Source organism: Cellvibrio sp. (genome assembly GCF_053579595.1).
Genome location: NZ_JBRFPI010000248.1, coordinates 1 through 3643, shown reverse-complemented (window position 1 = coordinate 3643; position 3643 = coordinate 1). Strand labels below are relative to the sequence as shown.

Annotated in this window: 1 protein-coding gene and 2 pseudogenes; 1 reads left to right on the top strand and 2 read right to left on the bottom strand. The window is 52.5% G+C overall.

Annotated elements, in window-relative coordinates:
- Positions 1–2387, bottom strand: a pseudogene (locus ACWA6V_RS14645) (cyclic beta 1-2 glucan synthetase); the annotation flags it as partial.
- Positions 2388–2476: 89 nt separating this feature from the next.
- The gene (locus ACWA6V_RS14640) at positions 2477–2701 is read right to left on the bottom strand and encodes a hypothetical protein (protein WP_449523186.1); all 225 of its coding nucleotides are present in this window, start codon (positions 2699–2701) and stop codon (positions 2477–2479) included.
- 226 nt (positions 2702–2927) lie between these two features.
- Between ACWA6V_RS14640 and ACWA6V_RS14635 the strand changes: the two are divergent.
- Positions 2928–3643: pseudogene (locus ACWA6V_RS14635) on the top strand (hypothetical protein); the annotation flags it as partial.

The following is a 3643-nucleotide window of genomic DNA, read 5'->3' as shown; positions in this document are numbered from 1 at the left end:
ATCCAGCGCTCCCGCCGAGCGACATCCAACTCGTAGCGAGCGGCCGAATCTTCGTAGAGATGAACATCGCTCAGTAAGCCCGCGCGCGCATAACAGCCCTCGAGCAAATCGTGACTCAGGATGCGGTTGTCAGGGAAACGCCCGCCGAGCACTTGCTCGAAAGCGTCCAGATCATAAATGCCCTTACCGATAAACGAACCTTCGCCAAACACATCCTGATACACATCTGACACCGAGCGGGTGTATGGATCAATCCCCGCCTCACCACCATAGAGCTGCACATAGCGCGAGCAATTAGCGGCCGATAAAGTCGCGGCCATACGCGGCTGCAAGATGCCATAACCACGGCGGATAACATGATGTTCGGGGTCGTACACCGGGCGATTAAGCGGGTGCGCCATAGTGCCGACAAACTGGCGGGCGGCATCGCGCGGGAGTTGGGTATCCGTATCCAGCGTGATCACATAACGCAGTTTGGGCAGCGCTGTTATATCGCCAACAATCAGTGAAAATGCCTCCGAATGCCCGCGCCCTTCGCGCAATAGCTGGTTTAAATCGGCGAGCTTGCCGCGTTTGCGCTCATAGCCCATCCAGCGTTTGACCGTGGCGTTCCACCGGCGTGGGCGATGAAAAAGGAAGAAGCGGTTGTTGGCATTGCCAGATGGATAAGCCTGATTGAGCTGTTCAATACCTTCGCGTGCACGCGTTAATAGCGCGTCGTCACCGGGGAGGATTTCACTGTCCGCATCACCAAAATCGGTGAGCAAACCAAAATACAATTGCTCATCGCGGTTACCCAGAAAACGCACTTCAAGCGCTTCCAGCAAGTCGTCAATACTCTGCGTACTGGTGAGCAGTGTGGGCACCACCACCAGCGCAGCCAATGCTTCGGGAATACCTTGCACAAAATCCAGGCGCGGCAAACGCTTGGGTTTTACCGTCAGCGTAACCAACCAATTCACCAGCGCCGAGGCAAGCGAGGTTGATGCAATCAATGCAAGCAAGGTCAGTACACCCAACTGCCAATCGCTAAGAGTGAAGCTCTTTACCAGTGCGAAAAATCCAGCGTTAGTGAGCAGTACCAACAACAAAATCGCCCCGAGGTACAACGGCAATCGCACTTGGGAACAAATGCGCCGCAACTGCTCCGACAATGGCAAACGCGCCGCAACCGCACGCTCCAACTGCGGCAAACCGCGATCAACTAAATAGTATCCAACATGTTGAGTATGGTTTTCAGAATCACCCGCATGCTGCGCCAATTCAATCGCCACGCGCGCAATACCCGCTTCGGAAATTTTGCTGCGTTTGGCGAGGCGATCAATCACATGGCGATATTCATCGCGCGTCGCAAAATCCATGCGGCGATAAACATCATCTTTATCTTCAAGCAAAATCTGCTCGACGATGCTCATGGTTTCCACAAACACCCGCCAATCGTAAGCGCCTAAAAACCGCAAACTGCCAATACTGTTGCTAATAGAAACCTGATCAACCGCCTGCTGCTGATTTTCCGCCTGCACCATTTGCTCAATGGTCAAACTCTCCTCAGCCAAGCGCTGTTCAATCCAGGTGAGCGGCAACGCGAGTGCGGGGCCATGCCCCTGCAAACGGCGCACTAATTCAGCGATAAACGCACTCACCATCGGCGGGTTAGAACGCGCCATATCAGCGATAACAACGATCAGATTTTTGGGGTCGCTCTCGGCCACTTCCACCATCTGGCTCGCCCATTCGCGCGCTTGATTCAAATAGCTGCGCGCATGGGTAATACGCAAACTCACACGGCGCAAATTTTCAATCAATGCGAGGCGCAACATGATCGGAATTGCCCAGAGTTCACCCAGTGTTAGTGGTGTGACGGTTTGATAAGCCGCAACAAAACGGCTGAGGATTTCGGCATCAATGCGACCATCACCATGGGCAATGGCAGCGAGGGCCAAATCGTAAACGCGCGGCAACCCGGCCGATCGCCCCGCGCTTAAACGCGGCAATTCACGGCTGTAATTTTTGGGGAAATGGCGCTTGGCTGTACGGATTTGTTCTTCAATCATGTAAAAGTTGTCGAGCAACCATTCACCCGCAGGCGCGATGCGCGAACGCGCTTTTACTGCAGCCGCAAGCAACTCGCAGCCGCTAATCAACACCTGCTCGTTTTCATCCAGCCGCGTCAGCAAACGGTCGCGCGTGCGCGCTTTACTCAGACTGTGTTCACTCGCCAGCACTTTGCCAAAGTGTTCCATCTGGTCGGCACTGAATAATTCCGCACGCAGTGGATTGAGATCTTCCGGACGCTGTGCGCGCCGGTCGTACACCCGGCTGCGCCAGGAATTGATACCCGAAGTGAAAAAGCGGGACAAGGTTTTACCCCGATTTGCGTTCTGCATAATTAAAACCTTGGGGGAAGATGGTTCTACCAAGCTTGGGCAATTCGCGCGGGGTTGTCTGTTCGTTAGCGAGCTTTGGCTTTTACATGCTAGTGGTAAAGACGCTCTATGCGACGCAACTGAACACGGGCAAGATTTTTATTCGGCTCATTGCGATGGCTGTGATGAGATTTTTTTTCATCATCATAGCTTTGTGAATCCTGCGCATATTTATGCATACGTGCATGAGATCGACGCGGTTGGGCGCCTAATTCGTGGAAAGATTTTTCACTCTGAACATCATTGTTTTTATCGCTACCGGTATCTCTTTTCATTCCTCAATCCCTCTATAAATTTACTGACTATTATCAACCGTTAATAAATAATTAAAAAAATGAGCGACCAATAAACGGATCGCACGCGCAGACAATAAGGTGGGGTTTTACAAAGGTCAGTGCGCTAACCCGCATAAGCAAAACAATGGGAGAGTGTGTGTTTTCGTACAGACATGAGCAGTGTCAGTTTATATGTTAGCGATTCACAAACTGATGGGAGCTTGAAATGGAAACACAATTTGCACAACGACCGGACAACAATTACCGCGAAGGCATCATTAGCACTCAGCCAGAAAATAACAGCGCCGTTGCATGGTGCGCTGTATTTGCTGGTGCAGTTGCTTCTGCGGCCTTATCGTTAATTTTATTATTACTCGGCACCGGCTTTGGATTAACGTTAGTGTCCCCTTGGTCGAGCGAAGGCATTAGCAGCGCAAGCTTTGGTGTATCGAGTATTGTCGGCATCACCTTGATATCGGTAGCCGCATCAGCGCTCGGCGGTTATCTCACTGGCCGATTAAGAACCCGCTGGCTCAACACCCATAATGACGAAGTCTATTTTCGCGATACCGCACACGGATTTTTATCCTGGGCAGTAGCCACACTCGGCACCGCCGCCTTACTCACTTCCGTCATTAGCGGCATCATGGGTAGCGGCGTCAAGGCTGGTGCAGCAATAGCTGGCGGCGCCGCGACAGCGGCCACCAGTGTAATTGCAAGTGGCACAGCGGCGGCGCTGGTTTCAGATAACAGCAAAGGCGATACCACCTTGCCATACCTGTTGGACTCACTGCTGCGCAAAGATCCAAACACTGCTGCAGATAATTCACCGCAACAGCCAGTCACTTTACCCAATCCTGTTGATGGTGCCCCCGCTACCGATTCAGTACCAGCACCAGCACCAGCACCAGCACCAGCACCAGCACCAGCACCAGCACCAGC

What these genes read in the sequence shown, in the direction of transcription:
- ACWA6V_RS14640 (WP_449523186.1), bottom strand. Translation starts at nt 2,701, where the DNA reads ATGAAAAGAGATACCGGTAGCGATAAAAACAATGATGTTCAGAGTGAA.